This is a genomic window from Sinomicrobium weinanense (assembly GCF_018863395.1).
GTDB lineage: Bacteria > Bacteroidota > Bacteroidia > Flavobacteriales > Flavobacteriaceae > Sinomicrobium > Sinomicrobium weinanense.
Genome location: NZ_JAHKRR010000006.1, coordinates 154435 through 173386, shown reverse-complemented (window position 1 = coordinate 173386; position 18952 = coordinate 154435). Strand labels below are relative to the sequence as shown.

Here is an 18952-nt window from a genome sequence, read left to right as displayed (position 1 = left end):
CTCACTGTTTTCTATGGTTCAGGTTCATTTTATATATGGTATAGGGATCGGATACCACTACCAGTTCGTTTTCGTCTTTATTCATATCCCTTTCGTCTATACCGATCTCTAAATTTTCTTTTCCATATCCCCTGAGGTCGGCCAGTTTGCCGTTGAACACCACGACCGGGGTGTAATTGTTGTCCAGTACCAGGTTATTCCCTTCTACCTGCAGGGTAGAACCGCTTTTACTGATATTAAAATGAACATTTTTTACATTTGGGGGACTATTTCCCCTTCTGGCCTTGCTCAATAATTTGGCGAGTTTAGCATAGTTTACTTTTCTGTTACTCGCTTTTTCTATATCTACATTTTTCTTTTTTACTTCGTTCAGGTCTTCTACCGAGGTAACCCCTATTTTTCTCAGGGACTGTTTGGTGTCTTCATCGATCTCATCGACCAGGTCTATCGAAACATCATCCGAGGTTACGGGCTCTTTGGTTGTTTTTCGTATTTGCTGATCGGTTATGGACCCCAGTTGTATGCCAATTTTTGAGGCTCCCTGCTGGCCGGGCCGGGCGGTTATAAATTCTACGTGATTCCCGTCAAAACTCGGAAAGAGTTGCATTTCGAGATTTACGTCCTTTACGGCATAGGTCAAAGGTTTATTAATAGCCTTTACGGCCAGTGTTTCCCTGGCCTTGTCGAGCTCTACGATCAGGGAGTCCAGAAAAGACTCCAGTTTCCAGGATTTGTTGGTTGATGCCATTTACTTTTCCTTTACGATCTTTAGTGTTATATGGTGAAAAACCGGCATTACTGTGGTCTCTACATAATATAAAGGCGGTATTGCACCTATACGGACCTGGTTGTTTTCGTCAACTTCAATATGCAGTTCGCATGGGGTCCGGGTTTCCATGCTCTCTATATTCATCGTCATGGCCTTATCCATATAACTGTCCTGCAATACTTCATCGACCGCGGCCATATCTTCTATAAACCGGCTTAAAAACATAAAATCCTCATCTAAATAATCATCATTCATGGTCTGCCTCTTTTTTTTCCAGGGTCACCGGCATAAGTTTCACTTTTTCATCAAACAATACTCTTTGCCCGTCAATTAAAACAGGTTCCAGCTCCAGGGTACTGGACGACATATACGACATGTCTGGCACTTTGTTTTCCATCTTATTTATCTTTCAGATTTTGTTCCTATAAAATGTATGGCGTCGGGTTTGGGGATTATTTTTTCTACCGGTTCCAGGCTTACCACCTGGCCGTATTGATCTATTTCACCGGGCCTGGACAAATGCAATGTGTGAAACGCTATTTCGGGATAGGCCCACAGGGTACCCGTATCGCCTTCCCTGCCCTTCATTTCTACCCTTAACCGTGCTGCATCCTGTAAATTTCCTCCCAGCTTACTGTTTTTTAGCGCCCGGATCAATTCTTCGTCAAAAATTTCCCTTCCGGTGAGGCTTAATAGCGAGTTTAAAACCCCTATACCATAATCAATACCGCTTTTGAGCCTGGCCCTTACTTTTCTTCTGCCGGGATGTTCTTCGCCCGGGTCTGCATTGTCATCTGTAATTCGCTTCCGGGTTTCCAGTTTGGAGATCCCTTCTTCTTTCGGGTCAAAAACATAAAAGTATTTGAGGTCGAAATCTATTTCCCATCTCCTGCTTTTTGAAAATCCGCCTTCCCATACTTTATGCCAGAACTTTCTGTGAATATCGATATCGTTTAACGGCATGGGGTTCCCGATTTTTTTTCCAATACGGTTAAATGTGTAGGTATCCGTAAAATGAACGTAATGGCTCTTGAATACTCCGATATTTTTATTTTCAGCGGATTTCCATATATAAGCCACTTCCAGTTTTAATTCGGAATTACAGGGGAGCTGCTTCACTTCTTCGGGAGTAAGGTAGGCTTCGGAAACAGGCTGCCCCAGGTCTACATCCAGGAGCTTTATGTTTTTCCGGAACACTTCTTTTAAACTTTCGGCCTCTTTTAAGGTGATCTGGACCACAGACCTTTTTAATATGCGGTTTACAGCCTGGCCCGATGCCCTGCTTATCTTAAAGGGAATGACCACCCGGCCTTTTTTGCTGTACAATACCCGGTTTTTGTTCTTAAATGCCACGGTTTTCGTAGCTATAAAATCCAGGTTGAGGTTTTTTATGAGTTTGAACTTTATTTCGTCGGACGTATGGGACGGGGTTATGCTCATTCCCTGCAACAGTTTGCTAATATCGTCTGCCGTATCTATACCCGGGTTAATCTTTTCCAGGTGTTCCAATTCCCGGGTATCCATTTTTAAGACCGTATCGCCTACGACCTTAAACAATTGAGCGGGATTGAGCGCTTTAAGGGTTTCGGGGTTCAGCACCTTTTGCAACAGCGGCATTAAGGCCGGCAAGGCTGCCAGTAGTGCCGGGGCAACTTTTGCTTTGGAATAGGTATTTTTCCGGTGTATGGCCGAATGCGGCTGCAAATGATAAGACATGGATTTTGATGCGGGGGTGGTTTTTATTGCCGGGGGAGTTACAGGACGATTGGGTTCTGTTTTCCGGACGGCATCTTTTATGGCTTTAAACAGTTTTTGAGGGTCGTCGCCAATGGCCAGTATAGCCTCGGGCGACAGTATCTTTTCTAAAACAGGGCCTAAGCCGATCAGCGTGTCGGGCTCTATGTTATACCCCTCTCCCCGGCCGTTTGCCGACTGAGACTCAGAAACCCCGTTTTGTTCGCTTTCCCGGGGTGTTGCAGCTTCCGAACCATTAGCCGATTGGAGAATAGCTACAATGCTCTTTATCAATTCTTCGGTTTGGGCTGAATTTCCTCCCCTATTTTCCTGTGTTGCATTATCCGGACCGCTTTGGCCATTGTCCTTTTTTAACAATCCGCCTATAATGGGTGCTGCATTTGCAATGATATCCGGTAACCGGCTTACAATGGTATTCCAGAACATTACTTTGCTCATGGAAGGCTCCCTGTGGCCGAAGGCTTTATTTGTAACTGTAAAATCCTGCATCTTCACCTGTTTTATCATTCTTTTAGACTGCTCCCCGCTCCATAAATGCCCTTTGTGTTCAGGAACTCTTTTTGTAATGGGCGGGTATAGTTTTATGATCCTGGAAATTGTCGGAACCTTCTGCTTTTTACCGGAAAAGCTGTAAAGCTGGATGTACCTGGTATTTTCATCGATCTCATTTTCCGGTATTTTCAGCGGAAATTCGCCCCGGTTGATCTTTTGCAAAGCCGGATTGACCTCAAATAACCGGGATGCTTTTTTACGGCCCGAAACCACCTGTATGGTATCTTTTCTGTTCTTGCCCGTTTTTAATTTTACGGCCTCACTGCCCAAAACATATCTGAAATACCGGGCTGTTCCTATATCCGCATTAAACACGTAATGTCCCTGATCCCTGCCTCTGAACTGTATGACCGATAGTGCCATAACGCTTCATTAAATTATTGTCCCTGCGGAAGCGCCGCCTTTTTCTCTTCTTCTCCCACCGGGCCGTACATTTGTGCAAAATTGTCGAGCTTAAAGTAGTCTGTCTTGAACTGGATATTTACAAAGCCCCTGAGTTTGGCCTTGAGTTCATCTTCTGATTTGCTTTTGGCCGATGACACGCTGAACTCCGTTGTCCTGGAACTCCTGGTGTGTCCCCCGCTGCCACCTCCAAATAATTTGGATATCAGACCTGTGCTTGCACGGGCAGAGGTACCGCTGGATCTGGTGGTTTTCTTCAAAGCCTTATCTTGCTTTTCACCGGTACGCGTACCCTTAAATTCAAAATTCACTTCTGCTTCGATCTCCCCTTTTTCCACAACCAGGCGAGTAGCCCCCATGGTTATTAATTCCCGTAAGGCCGTTCTGTGTTCCTGTGCCATTTTTATTTTGGCATCCATGATACGTGCCCTGACCTCGTTGTCTCCTATGTCTACCACCTCACCCTTGGGGTTGGTCAGTGTCATTTTTTCGCCACCTTCCGGGTCTTCTTCCATATTAATACCAAACTCATCCGGGTTGTTTTCTGCCAGATAGGCAAAGGTGGTGGTATCGTCTATCTGTTTTATAAATTTGGCCAGGCCCGAAGTCGCTTCTTTCATCAACCGTATAAAATCGTCGGTCTGGGCCTTCATTACGGATATATTGGCATCGAAGACAGATTTGAGCAGGTCCCTTACAAAAGCCGGAAAGTCTACGGAGTCTACCAGGTCTTCAAAAGCATCTACACCTTCATCAAAACCTTTTTCGTGGCGTTTGTCGTCGATCAGATCTGAGGCTCTTCCCGGCCTTCTGGCCTTTGCTTCAGCGAGTATTGTGCCGTTTTGATCTTTTTTGCGCAGCGCCTCTATCTGTTCTTCCACGACACTGATGTACATTTTCTTCTGGTCTTCCAGGCTCATGTTCTTAAAGGTGTCGTTATCTACCAGGATCTCCCTGGCCCGGTTCCGCGCTGTATCCTTTATTTGTTGTATTTGGTCCATAAATTAAAACTTTAAACAATTTGTTAGAAGTCCCAGTTTTCTTCCATGCTTTCCATTTCATCTTCAATATCTTCAGGAGTTTCCTCTTCTTCACTTAGCGTACTTCCCTGGAGTTGATTCTGGGCTATGATAAACCGGTCTACATTCCTCACCAGTTTTTGAAACTGCTCTTCGCTAAAACTCGCCTGGTTATAGGTGGCAATGTCAAGGATAATATTCCTTGCTGTGTCTGCAATAGTGCGTAAAGCGGAAGTGTTCGGGAAATAATTGAATTCTTCCATGCTCACACTTTCCACAACATTCCAGAGGTCCCTGGAAATACCATGTCCAAGCTGATCTCTCAGCTCCTCGGCATTGATGATCTGAATGGCATCTTCGAGATGGGCATACATTTCGGGTATGAATATTTTTACCATACCGGCTGCTGCCCTGGAAAGATTGTGCTGCAGATCCGTAACCACCTGCCGGATCCCTGATTTAGATACCCGCAAAGGATCTTCTGCACTTTCGTATTTGCCGATGTATTTTATAACCTCATTCATAAGGGTTTCCCAAAGCGGAAGGAAATTTTCGTTTACGGCCATATCGGAAACCGTGTCGCCTCCCCCGATGTTAAATACCTGTTTATACCACATGGTACGCTCTTCAAAAGATGTTCTGTCATCTCTCAATTGCATGTAATTGTAGAGCCTTGTGGCCGTGGTGGTAGATTCTACATCTACTTTGCCCATGGTCACATACTTAAGAACAGTATCTGCAATCCGGAAAATGCCCATTTCATCGCCTAAGATCATAATGGCATACAGGGATGCGGCATTTTGAATATTTACCGTATTTATGGTTCCTCCCGGCAGATTGAGCGGATCTAAAAACTGGAATGAATTAATATGATCGAACTCGTTAACCTCGTTGTAGTACACATTTTTAACCGGGTCCTTTACCGTATCTTCAGAACTGTTAAGCACTTCACTTAGCGTATGCCATAATATTGCATCTGTACTCATAACTATTGCCTTTTATATAATTTATCCTGTAATTTGACAAGTTCTTTAAATTTGCCTGTTGCTATCAATTTTGCCTGTTCGATAATGTTATCGTAGTTAAAATTGCCTTCCAATCCCATTTCAACCTTGAGTGTCTCATTGTTAAAGCTTGCCAGGTGGCTGAATGTAGTGATCCCAGATTCTGTTAATCGCCTGTTTAATGCATCTCCTACGCCTTCTATGGCCGACCTGAAATCATCCGGAACCACAATTTCCACGCTGCCATCAGAATTATCGTCAGTTTCCCCGGGAACAGGGCCGGTTTCATTCTCTTCGTAGTTATACCCTATCTTTAAGAGATAATTCACCATTTTTTGTATCAGTGCATCAATATTTACATTCCGGGGCAGGTCGACCTTACCACTGGTTAGAAAATCTCTCACCATGGTGTATAAATTACCTCCTGCTTTGAAATCATCGATAAGGCCCACTATGGTTTTTTCCGGGCTTCCCGAAGCATAACTTATGGTTTTATTGCTCAAATAGCCTTTAATTTTCTGGACTTCACTTTCAGAGACATTGAGATTCTCTTTTGCAATGACTTTATCGACCAGTTTGATATTGATAAACGATTTTATCAGGCCCAGAGCATCCATGATATTGGCGGCAATACCTTCTGCATCTTTAATATCATTGCCTATAACAGCCCTGTACGCCAGATAGAAAAAGATACCTTCTTCAGAAAGCAATGCCCTGGTAAGCTGGTTTAAGTTGGAAGCATTGATGTTGGAAGCCACTTTTATCAGTTCGCCGGAAAACCCTTTCTTTTGCAGGTCGTCCTTGAACAGGTTTACGACCTTGGCTTCCGATTTATACTTACCGATGTATTCTTCCAATGTTAAATTGAGGATGTCCTGTTTTTCTTCAGGTACCAAAAGATAGTTGTATATGGTTTGATTGATCTCGTATATGGATTCTTCAACCATACTATCGAACTTAACTGTGGCAGGCGCTATATAGTAATTGGAAATTACCAGGTCTGACGACAGTTTAACCGAAAATTCAGCCGATTTCAACAGATCGCTGGTTCTCGGGATTTCATTGTAGTAAGTCAGGTTACTCACTTTTCCCTTCGTTAATATTCCATTTATAGTCATAATTCAAATTTTTACAGATTATATCGCAATAGTTTTAAAGCATCGAGCACATTAATTCTTCCGTAACCGGATTTTTGATCTTTATATTGGGTTGAAAACTTATCGCAGGTATTTTTCAGCACGTAACTTATAAGGTCATTATCTGCCTTTTTCCCCTTCTCCAAGGCGTATGATTTAAGCAAAGCGACCGTACCGCTCACATAAGGTGCTGCCTGGGAGGTTCCCGAAGACAGGGCATAACCATCATCCAAATAAGTGCTGTATACATTAATACCCGGAGCAGATACCGAAACATGGCCTCCATATGTAGAGAAAGGGGCTATATTTCCGGTATTGTCTGATGCACCAACGGCAAACACCCCATCCAATGCTCCGGGATAATATTTATCATTCCTGCCGTCATTGCCGGAAGCGGCTACCACAAACACATTTTTTTTCAGTACATAATTAATAATATCTTCATGAGGCAGTCCCCCGCCGCTGTGTTTGATGCCCAGGCTCATATTAATGATGTCTGCCCCGTGGTCTACGGCATATTTAATTCCGGCATCTATATCGTCCACCAGCCCTGCCCCTACCAGCTTATCGCCGTTTTTCAGGGCGCCGAGCACCTTTATAGGCATTATTCTGCAAGCAGGCGCTACGCCTATGGGCATTTTTATTCCCCGGGAGATCAGAATCCCTGCTACATGGGTGCCGTGCCCCACATTATCATCGGGTATATCGTCCATATCCAGGAAATCGCCTATGAATTTTTTCTCTTCGTCAATGATGTTGACCAGATCCTTGCCCGGCGTAAATTTATTCCTGAGTTCCGGATGGTTGGTCTCTATACCTGTATCCAATACGGCAATGATCACATCCTTACTGCCTCTGGTAATAAGGTGAGATTCTTTGAGGTAAATGGAATTATCCACATATTTTGAACTCAGGCTTTGCGCCCCCGCAAGTTCTTTTTCGGGTATATGACTGGCCATGACCCTGCCGGGCTTTACATATGAGACCGATGGCAACAGGGAAATGTCTTTGACCAACTGCTCGGGAATATCGGGATTGTTAGTGAGTAATATCAACCGGTATATCCTGTTCAGGCCGGAATTAATTTCGTCCATGGTCCATTCCCTGTACTTTGAAGCATAATTTTGTGCGGGGAAAAAATCGAGGTGGTATTTATGGCGTATAATACGGTCTATCTCCGGCAAAAAATCCTTTTTCAGATCTTGTTTGTCGTGTATGAGGTCTTCCCAATACTCATATTGAGGTATTGAAGAAGAATCGTTCAGCTTTATGAGGAGATGTGGTTTCATGGACCTGAATTTTTCGCCTCCTTAAAATTAGGAGATACGTATGGCTTTTATTTGTACTATTGATCCTGTTTTTTATACTATTGTTCTTTTATGCGTCTTTTTCCGTGCTCACGCGGGGATAAAAGATTGATTGGAGATTGGTCCGGCTGCGCCGTCAGATTGAATGAGATTGAAATGTTTAACATCAGGATCCAATCTTTCATTAATCTTCTTCAATCTTAAAGACCATACTGATTATCGTACCTGTATTTCGACGGGCTTACCCCTTCCTGTCTTTTAAACAACCGGCAATAATAATGCTGGGAGCTAAACCCCAATACGTCAGCTATTCTGCTTATCTGCCAATTGGTGATGACAAGGAGGTGCTTGCTTTTGTTCAACTTGTATCGATTGATATATTCTGTTGGTTTTAAGCCGGTGTAACTTTTTATTTTTTTACTGAAAGAACTCCGGCTCATATACAGCAAATCGCTCAGTTTTTTCATACTCAACGTATGATCGTCTATGTGTTCTTCAATGACTTTGTTTACCTGTTTCAGGAATACGTTGTTCCTGGTCTTTTTGGTGTTTTGAAAAATGACGGCCTCCTTGATCTTAAAGAGGTAACTGATCAAAACAGGAATGAGGGAAGTGTGAATGTAACCTGCCTTAGGCCTGCTATAAAACGCTTCCATATAGGTAACAACAGGCTTTAAATTGCGGATCCCTTTTAACAGGGAACCCGCCGGGGGCACGTCCGGATTATCATTGATGAGCACCATATCCACATCCTCATGCTCCAAAGTGCTGTTTACCGGTTGATATTGAATATCGCTGTTGGAAAAATAAGCTGTTAACAATGATGATATCTGTCCTATATGCAATATGCCCAACTCCAGGACATTACTCTTTAACCTGATCAATGTCATTTTTTGTGTCAATGTATCATTGACCAAAGTATCCGCTAACATTGGTACTTCATTTTCCATCGCACCGCTGGTTTAAACTTTTGCGATTTTGTTAGAAACTGTCTTCTGTGTTTTATCTCCTAAGGAGTGGTTAAAAGATTGATTGGAGATTGATCCGGCTACGCCGGGAGATTGAATAAGATTGAAATGTTCAGACCGGGATACAATCTTTCATCAATCTCCTATCAATCTTACAGACTAACACTATAAAATATTCCGAACTTGGACAGTTTCATAGGGGAGCCAGGTTGTCGGGATGTAAAGTTCCGGGGAATTATCTATGTTTAAAGGTTGGAAAAAAAGGGAGGCAAATCAATCCCCATTTATGGCGATTTTTTATTCTTTTTCGCCATGAAACTCCAATTGCGGCTCTATGGTATGATTAAAAGATTGATTGGAGATTGGTCCGGCTACGCCGGGAGATTGAAATGTTTAACATCAGGATCCGATCTTTCATCAATCTTCTATCAATCTCTTTCAATCTCCTATCAATCTTTTTCCACCCTACGGTTTCACAACCTTATAAATTCTGAAGCCCTTTTTATCAACTGTGCAGTGTTCTGAACTTCAAATTTTTCGATCAGGTTCTTTCGATGGGATACGGCCGTATGGTAGCTGATACACAGTTTATGGGCGATCTGTTTGGAGGAAAGTCCGTTTGAGATCAATTTTAAAACCTCGCATTCCCTGGAGGACACACTTATATCCCGCATGTTCCGGGAATAAATTTCGTTGTCCCTGACGAGCAGACACCGGTCTATATGTTCTTTTTCGGTATAATCGCAAATATAGCTGAAAGCGATGGTCTTGCCCTCCAACGAATGCTTCTCTATGGCATGTGTTATATAATGCCAGTTGCCCGAGAGCGACCTGAGGTGGTATTTCAGGTAAATTGCAGCACTGCCAAAGCGGTGGCTGAACAAAAATGCCGTGATCTGTTTACGCACCACAACTTTTTCCCTGTAATCTATCAGGTTGAACCAGAAGTCCCATCCTCCGCAGATAATTTCGGCAGGGTCATAGCCCAGGATAGTTTTAAAGGCACCGCTGCAACATATAAACGACCTCTTTTTTATGTCGAATATATTTATCATCAGGCTTTTGGAGCATTCGCAAATACTTTTAACCCTATCCTTCAGTTCGGCCCAGGAGATCTCGCAGTCATAATTTATGCCCGTGGTACTTTCGTTCCCGTATAATATTTTATAAGAAGTGCCCAAGATGGGGGGTAGTTTGGTTTCAGACACTATAAAATTAACCAAAATATACCCGGATTTAAAGGGGACTTTTCCCCTAATTCCCGCATTTTATCTTTTTAGGGTCAGAAGCTGTTTAAATTTTATCGCTTTTGGCTTTTTTATGCGTTTTTGCAGGGTTAAAAAAGATTGACAGGAGATTGAAATGTTTAACATCAGGATCCAATTTTTCATCAATCTCCTATCAATCTCTTTCAATCTTACAGACTAACACTATAAAATATTCCGGAAACAAAACACCATTGGATAAAATCCCCGGATTTTGTACCTTACAATTCATGAACTGGAACTGGCTCCTTATCTCAGAAGTAATTTATGTACTTCTTTTAATACTTGTTTGTCTTCGCGTAGTTTATGATACACGCAGTACCACTAAAACGATAGCCTATTTGCTATTAATTGTTTTCCTGCCTGTCATCGGCATTTTTATCTATTTTTCATTTGGCATCAATTACCGGAGAAGAAAGATGTACTCCAAAAAACTGTTGCAAAATAAAGAGCTCACGGATAGGTTAAATGAAAGCATACTGAGATACTCCAGGGAAATATACACCCGGGAGAACAAGGCGATCTCCGGTAATGACCATCTGTATCACTACCTCTTAAATGAAGGACGGAGCTCTTTGACCGGTAATAATAATGTACAACTACTGCTCAATGGTGAAAATAAATTTTCTCTTGTACTTGAAAAATTAAGACAGGCACAAAAACACATCCATATTGAATATTACATTTATGAGAACGATACCATTGGCAATGAAATTGCAGATATCCTGATTGAAAAAGCCCGGGAAGGCGTTGATATACGTTTTATATATGATGATTTTGGCAGCCATTCCATCCGGAAAAAACTTATAAGCTGCCTGAAGAATGCCGGCGTAAAGGCTTTTCCCTTTTATAAAATAAAATTCATTGCATTGGCAAACCGCCTTAATTATCGCAATCACCGGAAAATCATTATAGTGGATGGCGTATGTGGCTTTGTGGGCGGGATCAATGTAAGCGATAAATACATCAACAAACCGGAATTACACAATAAACTTTACTGGCGGGATACCCATCTGTTCATTGAAGGCCCCGGGGTCTATTATCTTCAGTATACATTCCTTACAGACTGGAATTTTTGCGCCGGGGACCACCTGGAGCCCAACGAACAGTTTTTCCCCTTCAGGGCACCGGAACAGGCAAAAGGAGATAAAGTGGTACAGTTTGCAGCCAGTGGGCCGGATTCCGACAATCCCACCATCCAGCATTCCATTCTTCTGGCCATTGGTCATGCAAAAAAAGAACTGTTAATCACCACGCCCTATTTTATACCCAGTGAAAGTATTTTGGAAGCACTCATTGTCGCAGCCTACGGCGGTGTAAAAATAAAGCTGCTGGTCCCTGGTATTTCAGACTCCTTACTGGTCAATACGGCAGCTAATTCTTATTATGGCGACCTGTTAAAAGCCGGTGTGGAAATATACCGTTATAAAAAAGGGTTTGTCCATGCAAAAACCCTGGTGTCTGACCGTAACCTGGCCATCGTAGGAACAGCCAATATGGACCACCGGAGTTTTGAACTGAACTTTGAGGTAAATGCTTTGGTCTATAACAAAGAAACAGCGGCAGAGCTGGCATACGCTTTTGAGGATGACCTGCAGGATGCCGAAAAGATCAATGCCGAAAAATGGCTCAACCGCCCTGTATATACACAATTATTCGAAAAAACATGCAGGTTGTTATCTCCCTTGCTGTAACCTGCCAGGGCCCTGGGACAGGTTTTCCGTCACCCCTTGCGGTGTGACAACGATATATCTTCATATAGCTTAACACAGAGTTAACACTGAGGTAATCCGGTTTTGAAGAAGTATACATTATTTCACCCTCTTGTTATGAGAGTGTGTATTTCGTTGATATTTCGGCTGTTGTGTTTTGTGGTCTGTTGCCTCGGATACGGGCAAAACATGAAATTTAAACCTTTGACTACTAAAGAAGGGCTGTCCAACAATTCTGTAAATGATATCATAACCGATAAGTACGGTCGCCTCTGGATCGCTACCTGGGACGGGCTAAACATTTACAACGGCAATGATATCGAGGTGTTTAAACACCGTATCGAAGATTCGTTAAGCCTTGCGGGAAATGTCGTTTTTGGCCTTAAAAGAGATGCAGAACATCGGATATGGGTGTTGACCGACAATCGTGCGGTATCGCTGTACAAAGGAGAGGGAAAGTTCAGAAACCATATTTTTGAGCATCAGCCCGAAGAATTACGGCTTACCAAAACAGGGGAAATAGCCGTTGTGGTCCGGGGGAAAAGCTATGCGTGGCGGGAAGGGGCTTTTCAGCCTGTTCCGGGAGCGCAGATCAGGGCAGCGCACCCCGATGAAAAGCTCAAACACCTGTTACTCGACAAGCATCCGGAACTCCACATCAATGATGTTTTTAAGGACCATAAAGGAAATATCTGGTATGCAACCCGCAGGAACGGGTTGTTCATTATTCCCAATGCGCCGGGAAATATGAATAATGACCGGATAGATCATTATACATATGACCTGTATCTTCCTTATAGTTTTACCAGTAATGAAATAGAAAAGATATATCAGGACGATTTCGGTAATATCTGGCTGGCCCATAAAGACGGGGGCATCAGTATGGCCTATGACAGGGCGGCACAGATCACCACTGTTATTCCGCATCCGGAGAAATACCCGCACCTGCCCAATGAGGCGGTACGGGCCATAACCGGTAGCAGCGACGGGGTGCTGTGGTTAGGGTATTACACCAAAGGTATTTTTTATTACAGCAGGCAAACCAGGTGTTTCCTTCCTTACCGGATCAGGGAGGCAGAGGATCAACCGGACTGGTATCGTATAAGGAGTATGTATACCGCAAAGGACGGAGGTATATGGGTAGGCACCTATGCCGGGCTTATAAAGATTACGGCAGAAGGCTATGAACTGTTCCGTGCAGAAAAGGACAGGGCATTTCCCAATAACCGCAACTACGCACTTATCCAGGACCAGAACTATTTATGGGTAGCCTGTTGGGGCGGACTCGGAAAGTTAAACCTGGGAACAGATACTTTTGAGGCCTTCCCCGGTCAGGAAAAACTGGGAGGGTACCATATCAGGCATCTTGTCAGGGACGGGGAACAGCTTATACTGGCTACGGAAGAGAACGGAGTGGTATTTTTTTCGGAAGAAGAAGGTGTGGTCAAACACCTTACCGCTTCTGACGGATTGCCCGGAAACAGTATCTTTAAGCTGTACCTGGACAGGGACACAGGCTACCTGTGGATCGCCACCCTGGGAGGGATAACCGTGTATGACAGGGTTACCGGGATTGTAAAGAACCTGTCGGAAGCAGACGGGTTGCCGAGCCATATGGTCTATGCTTTGATGCAGCACGGCGACCAGATGTGGATAAGTACCACCAAGGGGATCGCCGTAATACACAAAGAGAACTTCAAGGTGACCTCCCTTCCCAAGGACCTGGGATGGCAGGCGGAGGAATTCTCCGAAGGAGCATCTTACCAGGACCCGAAAGGGACGCTTTTTTTCGGGGGGATCTCAGGGCTCAGCTATCTGCATCCGGATACTTATGACCTCTCGCCAAAGCATTCCGGCTTGTACATGGAGGTCGATGGCAAGGAACGCTTTTCTGCACGTATACAAAAACCGTATAGCGATAATGCTGTTGACATAGATATTACACCCATCAGTTTTTCAGGTATCAGGCCCACGGTATATTACCGGATGGAAGGCCGGGATACGCTGTGGCGGGAATATAAGGAACACCCCCTGGAATATCGCGACCTGCCTCCCGGGACCTATACCATGCAGACCAGGATGGGCGATAAGGACAAGGCCCCGCAAAGCCATTTCCGGCTCCGGATAGAAAAACCCTTTTACCGGACGATACTTTTCTATACATTATGTGTAGTGGCGCTGGTCTTGTTTGCCTCATTGATCGTCCTTCGCCGGAATATTACGGCCCGCAGCATTCAGAAAAAGCTCGAAGCAAAGATCAGGGAGCGTACCCGTACGATAGAATCTCAAAAGGAATCGTTGCTTCAGGCCAACAGGGAACTCGAAGAAAAGCATCGCGAGATCAATACCCAAAAGGAAAAGGTGCTCCATTTACATCACCAGCTAAAGAACCGTGATTTTGAGGTCGATAAATTCAAAGCCTTTGTGTTGTCGGGCTTCAAACCCAAACTGTCCCGTATCATTTCCGGATTACGGCAGCTAGGGGAAACAGCCCCGGTGAGCCACCTGGAAACCGAATTACTGGGAATGGTCCGGACTATCGCCGAATGGGACTATCTGGACTATATTGGCGATATAGGCCGTGTTTCCCTTGCTTCTACCCGTTTTACCCCGTTGATACAGCGAATTTACGAACAGGTAAATACCCCGGGAATACAAGGCAGGGTGCGGCTTCGTTTTGATATTGTAACAGCATCGGACCATATAGAAGTGGATGCACTGCGCCTTAAACTGCTTTACCGTTACCTGCTGAGTGAAATTATCAAGTATGGGGAAGAAGGATCCCGTTTTGATATACATACGGTACTTAAGGAAAGTCATATAGGTGTGGAAGTGCACTGCGCAGGGAGCCTGCTTTCTGACCAGTGGGAAAATATTACCCGGTACAGCCCGTACTATAAAGCATTTGAAACCTTACTGAGGGATGTAAGGGGAAAACTGGATATAGAGAAAGCCGGGGAACGCCTGGAACTGAAGATCAGTATTCCGGTACGCAATACGGAAGAAGCAAAAAACAACTCCGGGGTGCTGCTGCTAAAACATTTTGAACGGGAAAAGTTTAAGAACGATACCCTGTTACTGGTTTATTGTGAAGAGGGCGAAGCCCCCATTGTCCGGCAATTGTTTAACGACAGCCCTTATACGCTTATTTTTGAGCACGATGCCCATGCCCTGGTCTCTGCCGTTCAGCAGGTACCCGCCGAAGGCCTGGTCATCTATAATGCCCCTTTTACGTCAGACCTGGAAAGAGTTTTGAAAAACCCGGTCTTTAAAAGGCTCCCGGGCCTGTATATCGCCGAATATATAGATCCAGGCATAGAAGAAAACGTCATCGAATACGGCCTGGACGGTATTGTATACCTCCCCGTGAATGCCGCCTTTATTATCCGGAAAACAACTTCCCTGGTCAATCGCTATAAGCAACTGTCCTTCGCCCGGGGCGGGAGTGCCCTGAACAGGCTGGAAAACAGGGAAGGCAGGCTCAACCCCCATGAAAAGCTGGTAAAAACAGCATTGGAAAACATTTATTCCGAACTGGGGAACCCCGATTTTAACGTGGACAAACTCATCACGGGGCTGGAAATATCCCGGACCAAATGCTATCGCGTATTTAAAGAGGTGCTCAACCAGTCCCCCTCAGATGTTATTATCGGGCTGAGGCTTCAGAAAGCAGAGCAACTGATGAAGCAGGGAAGCCTGAACATTTCCGAAATCAGTTTTGAATGTGGGTTTAACGACCCCAAGTACTTCAGCAGAATGTTTAAAAAACATTTCGGCACCAGTCCCAGGTCCTATAAAGACAAACTTCGGGCAACGCTTTGAGGTTACCGCCAGATTACTCCTGTGTTTACTTAATGTTACTGTAACAATAGTCCTGTATTTCAGGTAAAAAAGGCGGGGTATACGCATCTATTCTGCACCTTTCTGAAACAAATGTCCTGCATCAAAACACGGAGAACAGTAGTTTCGTTCCGTAATCCAAAACATTATATTATAGATGAGAAACACTTATTTGTTTTTGTTTTTATGCATTTTGGGTGTAACAGGAGTGTTCGCCCAGCATACGATACAGGGAACTGTGATCTCGGAAGCCGACGGTATACCGGTACCCGGGGCCTCGATCATTCCCAACGACGACCAGTCGCAAGGAACATCTACCGATTTTGACGGGAATTTTACCCTTACGGTTGCTAAAGCATCCGGGGTTATTTCGGTGAGCTATATGGGCTTTGCTACCCAGCGCGTTCCGTATAGCGGAGATCAGGAATTAACCATAAAGCTCAAAGAAGAGGTCAATGCCCTCGATGAGGTTGTACTTATCGGTTACGGGGCTTCTGAAAAGAAAGACCTGACCACTGCCGTAGCTTCAGTAGAAGGGCTTGAAAGCCTCAGTAGCAGGCCGGTGTCGAATTTTTCCGAATTTCTCCAGGGGAACCTTCCCGGGGTAACGGTAACACAAGACGGGGGCGATCCTACTTCGTCGGCAGGTATTGTAATTCGCGGGCTGGGAACACTTTCTTCACAGACCCCGCTTACCGTAGTGGACGGAGTGCCATATTACGGGCCTCCGATCAATCCTAATGACATCGAATCCGTAAGTATACTCAAAGATGCTGCTTCTGCTGCCATTTACGGAGCACAGGCCGCTGCGGGAGTCATTGTAATACAGACCAAAAAGGGAAAACAGGGAAAAATGCAGGTAAGTATCGATACCTATGCCGGTTTTCAGTCGGCCAATAACCTGCCTACTCCCCTGAATGCCGCACAGAATAATGAGGTATACAATACGGCCGCAGATAATGCGGGTGCCCAGAGGCAGTCGGCTCATGACCCTGAAACAAATCCATGGGGAACAGTGACAAGGACAAACTGGATGGATGAGATTTTCCGGAATGCCGCCCTGTATAATCTCAATGCTACCATCAGCGGTGCAGGGGAAAAAAGCAATTACATGACATCCTTCGGTTATAACAAGACAGACGGTATACTTGTAGGGACCAGCAAGGACAGGTATTCATTCCGTGTGAAATCGGATTATCAATTGAGTGACAAGATCACCATAGGAGAAAATGTGTATTATTCCAGGACTGAAGCTCTGGGAACAAATACAACAAGTGGCTATTCCGGTGCTGTTATCAATGCGATCTATATGCCGGCTGCGGCATCAGTGCGCAATGAAGACGGGACTTTCCAGGGCGTTGTGCCCAATGAGCTTTCAGATTTTGCAGGAGCTTACGGTGATGTGTATAATCCTGTGGCCCTCTTATTGCGGCCCACGACCAGCAACCCTGTGGATTATATGAATGCCAATGTGTATTTCGATTATAAAATAACAGACGGTTTAACTTTTAGGTCGTCTTACGCTTATGCCACCACCCGGACAAAGTACAAGCGTTTTGAACCGATCATCAGGGAACTGGGAAGGGCAAATTCCGAGAATTACCTGTACCAGAGTTATTCTGATGAAAACCGATGGGTATGGGATAACCAAATCAGTTATAAAAAATCTTTCGGCCTTCATCATATAGACCTCACAGCCATTTATTCTGCACAAAAGACCAATTATGAGTATATGATGCAGGAAGGACGGGGCTTTAGCAGTGAAGAGAAATACAACCAGTTCCTGGAAAATGCTACGACCGTCCGCCCTACCGTGACCGATGTATATAAAGATGCACTGACCTCGGGAATAGTAAGGGCCATGTATAATTATGACAACACCTACTATTTGACCGCCAGTATACGAAGGGATGAGACTTCCCGCCTGGGCCGGGGAAACCAGGACGATTATTTTCCTTCGGTATCCGGGGCATGGCGTATATCCAGTATGCCGTTCTTTAAAGTCAAAGTGGTCAATGACCTGAAATTAAGAGCTTCCTGGGGAGAAATAGGAAATATCAGCTCCGTAGGATACTATTCTTTCGATGTTCCCCTGAGCAACAGTCTTGCTGTTATGGGCGAAGAGGGTAATTATGACAGCAGAGGTTTTTATGTAAAACAACAATCCAACCCTGACCTGCGATGGGAAACAGGAGAATCTTTCGACCTGGGGCTGGATGCCAGCCTTTTTGAGAACAGGCTCAGCCTTACTGTCGATTATTTCAGCAAAACAACCAAAGGCATGATCCTGCCGGGACTGGAAGATGCACACCAGGGCGTAGAGGCAGCCGATGTAAACGGCGGAGAGGTAAGGAATACAGGATGGGAACTCGGGCTTACCTATACTGACTCTGCGGGAGACCTGGGATATACCGTAAGGGGAAATATAAGTGCAATAGACAATGAAGTGCTTAACCTGGACGGTTATAATGAGGCCGGGATCGATTATGTATTACACGATTTTAATGTAAGGAGTGTACTGAGGCCTTTGCGTTCGGCTGTGGGCGAAGAGCTCTATTCGTATTTCCTGGTACCCCACGAAGGTATTTTCCAGAGCCGGGAAGAAATAGAGGCCTATACCCATGAAGGGCAGCCCATACAGCCCAATGCGCAACCCGGTGACCTGAAATTCAGGGATACGAACAATGATGGAAAGATAGACAATAACGACCGTAAATTTATGGGAAGTTATCTGCCGGATTTCACCTATAATTTCGGATTTACCCTGAATTACAAGAATTTCGACCTCAACGCACTGTTCCAGGGGGTGGCCGGGGCCAAGGCTTTCAATGCCTATAAATATTCCACTTATAATGCTTCCCTGCAGGGGTATAACCTCGACAACCGCGTACTCGGGGCATGGAGCCCGGAAAATCCGGGTTCTGATATTCCGAGACTGTCTACGGCAGATGATAATTCTAACTTCGGAACCATGTCTAGCTGGTACCTGGAAAATGCATCTTACCTGAGACTAAAGAACATTGCACTGGGGTATACACTTCCCGGGAGTTTTATGGATAAGGTGCTGGAAGGCTCCTCTTTAAGAATATACCTATCGGCAGACAACCTGTTCACCATTACCGATTATTCGGGCATGGACCCTGAAGTGGGGAATAACGGGGTTGATGTAGGGCGCTACCCCTTATCGAGCAAGTATGTAGCAGGGTTATCATTTACATTCTAA

General features: G+C 44.6%; 13 protein-coding genes. 3 read left to right on the top strand and 10 right to left on the bottom strand.

All coding sequences use genetic code 11. From position 1 onward, the window contains the following. Window position 1: 1 nt before the first annotated feature. From KN811_RS16685 to KN811_RS16640, 10 genes are all read right to left on the bottom strand, one after another. Complete coding sequence (locus KN811_RS16685) at window positions 2-748, bottom strand: hypothetical protein (protein ID WP_187963952.1); 747 nt, start codon at window positions 746-748, stop codon at window positions 2-4. Then, window positions 749-1024: a hypothetical protein gene (locus tag KN811_RS16680; RefSeq protein WP_187963951.1), complete on the bottom strand. Its 276-nt coding sequence runs from the start codon at window positions 1022-1024 to the stop codon at window positions 749-751. It abuts the gene before it with no gap. Then, complete coding sequence (locus KN811_RS16675; protein WP_187963950.1) at window positions 1017-1166, bottom strand: hypothetical protein; 150 nt, start codon at window positions 1164-1166, stop codon at window positions 1017-1019. The genes KN811_RS16680 and KN811_RS16675 overlap by 8 nt, the downstream gene beginning before the upstream one ends. 5 nt (window positions 1167-1171) lie before the next feature. Beyond that, complete coding sequence (locus KN811_RS16670) at window positions 1172-3439, bottom strand: hypothetical protein (RefSeq protein WP_187963949.1); 2268 nt, start codon at window positions 3437-3439, stop codon at window positions 1172-1174. A gap of 14 nt (window positions 3440-3453) precedes the next feature. Beyond that, window positions 3454-4479, bottom strand: coding sequence for a hypothetical protein (locus KN811_RS16665; RefSeq protein WP_216334903.1), 1026 nt, complete (start codon window positions 4477-4479; stop codon window positions 3454-3456). Between the two features lie 23 nt (window positions 4480-4502). Next, window positions 4503-5483: a hypothetical protein gene (locus tag KN811_RS16660; protein ID WP_187963948.1), complete on the bottom strand. Its 981-nt coding sequence runs from the start codon at window positions 5481-5483 to the stop codon at window positions 4503-4505. Window positions 5484-5485: 2 nt separating this feature from the next. After that, complete coding sequence (locus tag KN811_RS16655; protein ID WP_187963947.1) at window positions 5486-6619, bottom strand: hypothetical protein; 1134 nt, start codon at window positions 6617-6619, stop codon at window positions 5486-5488. A gap of 11 nt (window positions 6620-6630) precedes the next feature. After that, window positions 6631-7926, bottom strand: a complete 1296-nt coding sequence (locus KN811_RS16650; RefSeq protein ID WP_187963946.1) for a S8 family peptidase — start codon at window positions 7924-7926, stop codon at window positions 6631-6633. A 218-nt stretch (window positions 7927-8144) separates the two neighbouring features. Beyond that, the gene (locus KN811_RS16645) at window positions 8145-8894 is read right to left on the bottom strand and encodes a helix-turn-helix transcriptional regulator (RefSeq protein ID WP_187963945.1); all 750 of its coding nucleotides are present in this window, start codon (window positions 8892-8894) and stop codon (window positions 8145-8147) included. 491 nt (window positions 8895-9385) lie between these two features. Next, window positions 9386-10135 carry a LuxR C-terminal-related transcriptional regulator gene (locus tag KN811_RS16640; RefSeq protein WP_216334901.1) on the bottom strand — a complete coding sequence of 250 codons (750 nt, stop codon included), beginning with the start codon at window positions 10133-10135 and terminating at the stop codon, window positions 9386-9388. A 272-nt stretch (window positions 10136-10407) separates the two neighbouring features. Between KN811_RS16640 and cls the strand changes: the two genes are divergently transcribed. The 3 genes from cls to KN811_RS16625 all read left to right on the top strand — a co-directional run bounded on the left by cls (window position 10408) and on the right by KN811_RS16625 (window position 18952). After that, on the top strand, window positions 10408-11871 hold the full coding sequence (cls, locus tag KN811_RS16635) for a cardiolipin synthase (protein WP_187963943.1): 1464 nt from the start codon (window positions 10408-10410) through the stop codon (window positions 11869-11871). Window positions 11872-12078: 207 nt separating this feature from the next. Next, a complete protein-coding gene (locus tag KN811_RS16630; protein WP_187963983.1) occupies window positions 12079-15711 on the top strand; it encodes a two-component regulator propeller domain-containing protein in 3633 nt (1210 codons plus the stop codon). A 175-nt stretch (window positions 15712-15886) separates the two neighbouring features. Further along, window positions 15887-18952 (top strand): SusC/RagA family TonB-linked outer membrane protein, encoded by a 3066-nt coding sequence (locus KN811_RS16625; RefSeq protein ID WP_187963942.1) that lies wholly within the window; start codon window positions 15887-15889, stop codon window positions 18950-18952.

Bases quoted from the DNA above. Each gene is read 5' to 3' on its own strand.
- KN811_RS16685 (WP_187963952.1), bottom strand. From the start codon at position 748: ATGGCATCAACCAACAAATCCTGGAAACTGGAGTCTTTTCTGGACTCC.
- KN811_RS16680 (WP_187963951.1), bottom strand. From the start codon at position 1,024: ATGAATGATGATTATTTAGATGAGGATTTTATGTTTTTAAGCCGGTTT.
- KN811_RS16675 (WP_187963950.1), bottom strand. From the start codon at position 1,166: ATGGAAAACAAAGTGCCAGACATGTCGTATATGTCGTCCAGTACCCTG.
- KN811_RS16670 (WP_187963949.1), bottom strand. From the start codon at position 3,439: ATGGCACTATCGGTCATACAGTTCAGAGGCAGGGATCAGGGACATTAC.
- KN811_RS16665 (WP_216334903.1), bottom strand. From the start codon at position 4,479: ATGGACCAAATACAACAAATAAAGGATACAGCGCGGAACCGGGCCAGG.
- KN811_RS16660 (WP_187963948.1), bottom strand. From the start codon at position 5,483: ATGAGTACAGATGCAATATTATGGCATACGCTAAGTGAAGTGCTTAAC.
- KN811_RS16655 (WP_187963947.1), bottom strand. From the start codon at position 6,619: ATGACTATAAATGGAATATTAACGAAGGGAAAAGTGAGTAACCTGACT.
- KN811_RS16650 (WP_187963946.1), bottom strand. From the start codon at position 7,926: ATGAAACCACATCTCCTCATAAAGCTGAACGATTCTTCTTCAATACCT.
- KN811_RS16645 (WP_187963945.1), bottom strand. From the start codon at position 8,894: ATGGAAAATGAAGTACCAATGTTAGCGGATACTTTGGTCAATGATACA.
- cls (WP_187963943.1), top strand. From the start codon at position 10,408: ATGAACTGGAACTGGCTCCTTATCTCAGAAGTAATTTATGTACTTCTT.
- KN811_RS16630 (WP_187963983.1), top strand. From the start codon at position 12,079: ATGAAATTTAAACCTTTGACTACTAAAGAAGGGCTGTCCAACAATTCT.
- KN811_RS16625 (WP_187963942.1), top strand. From the start codon at position 15,887: ATGAGAAACACTTATTTGTTTTTGTTTTTATGCATTTTGGGTGTAACA.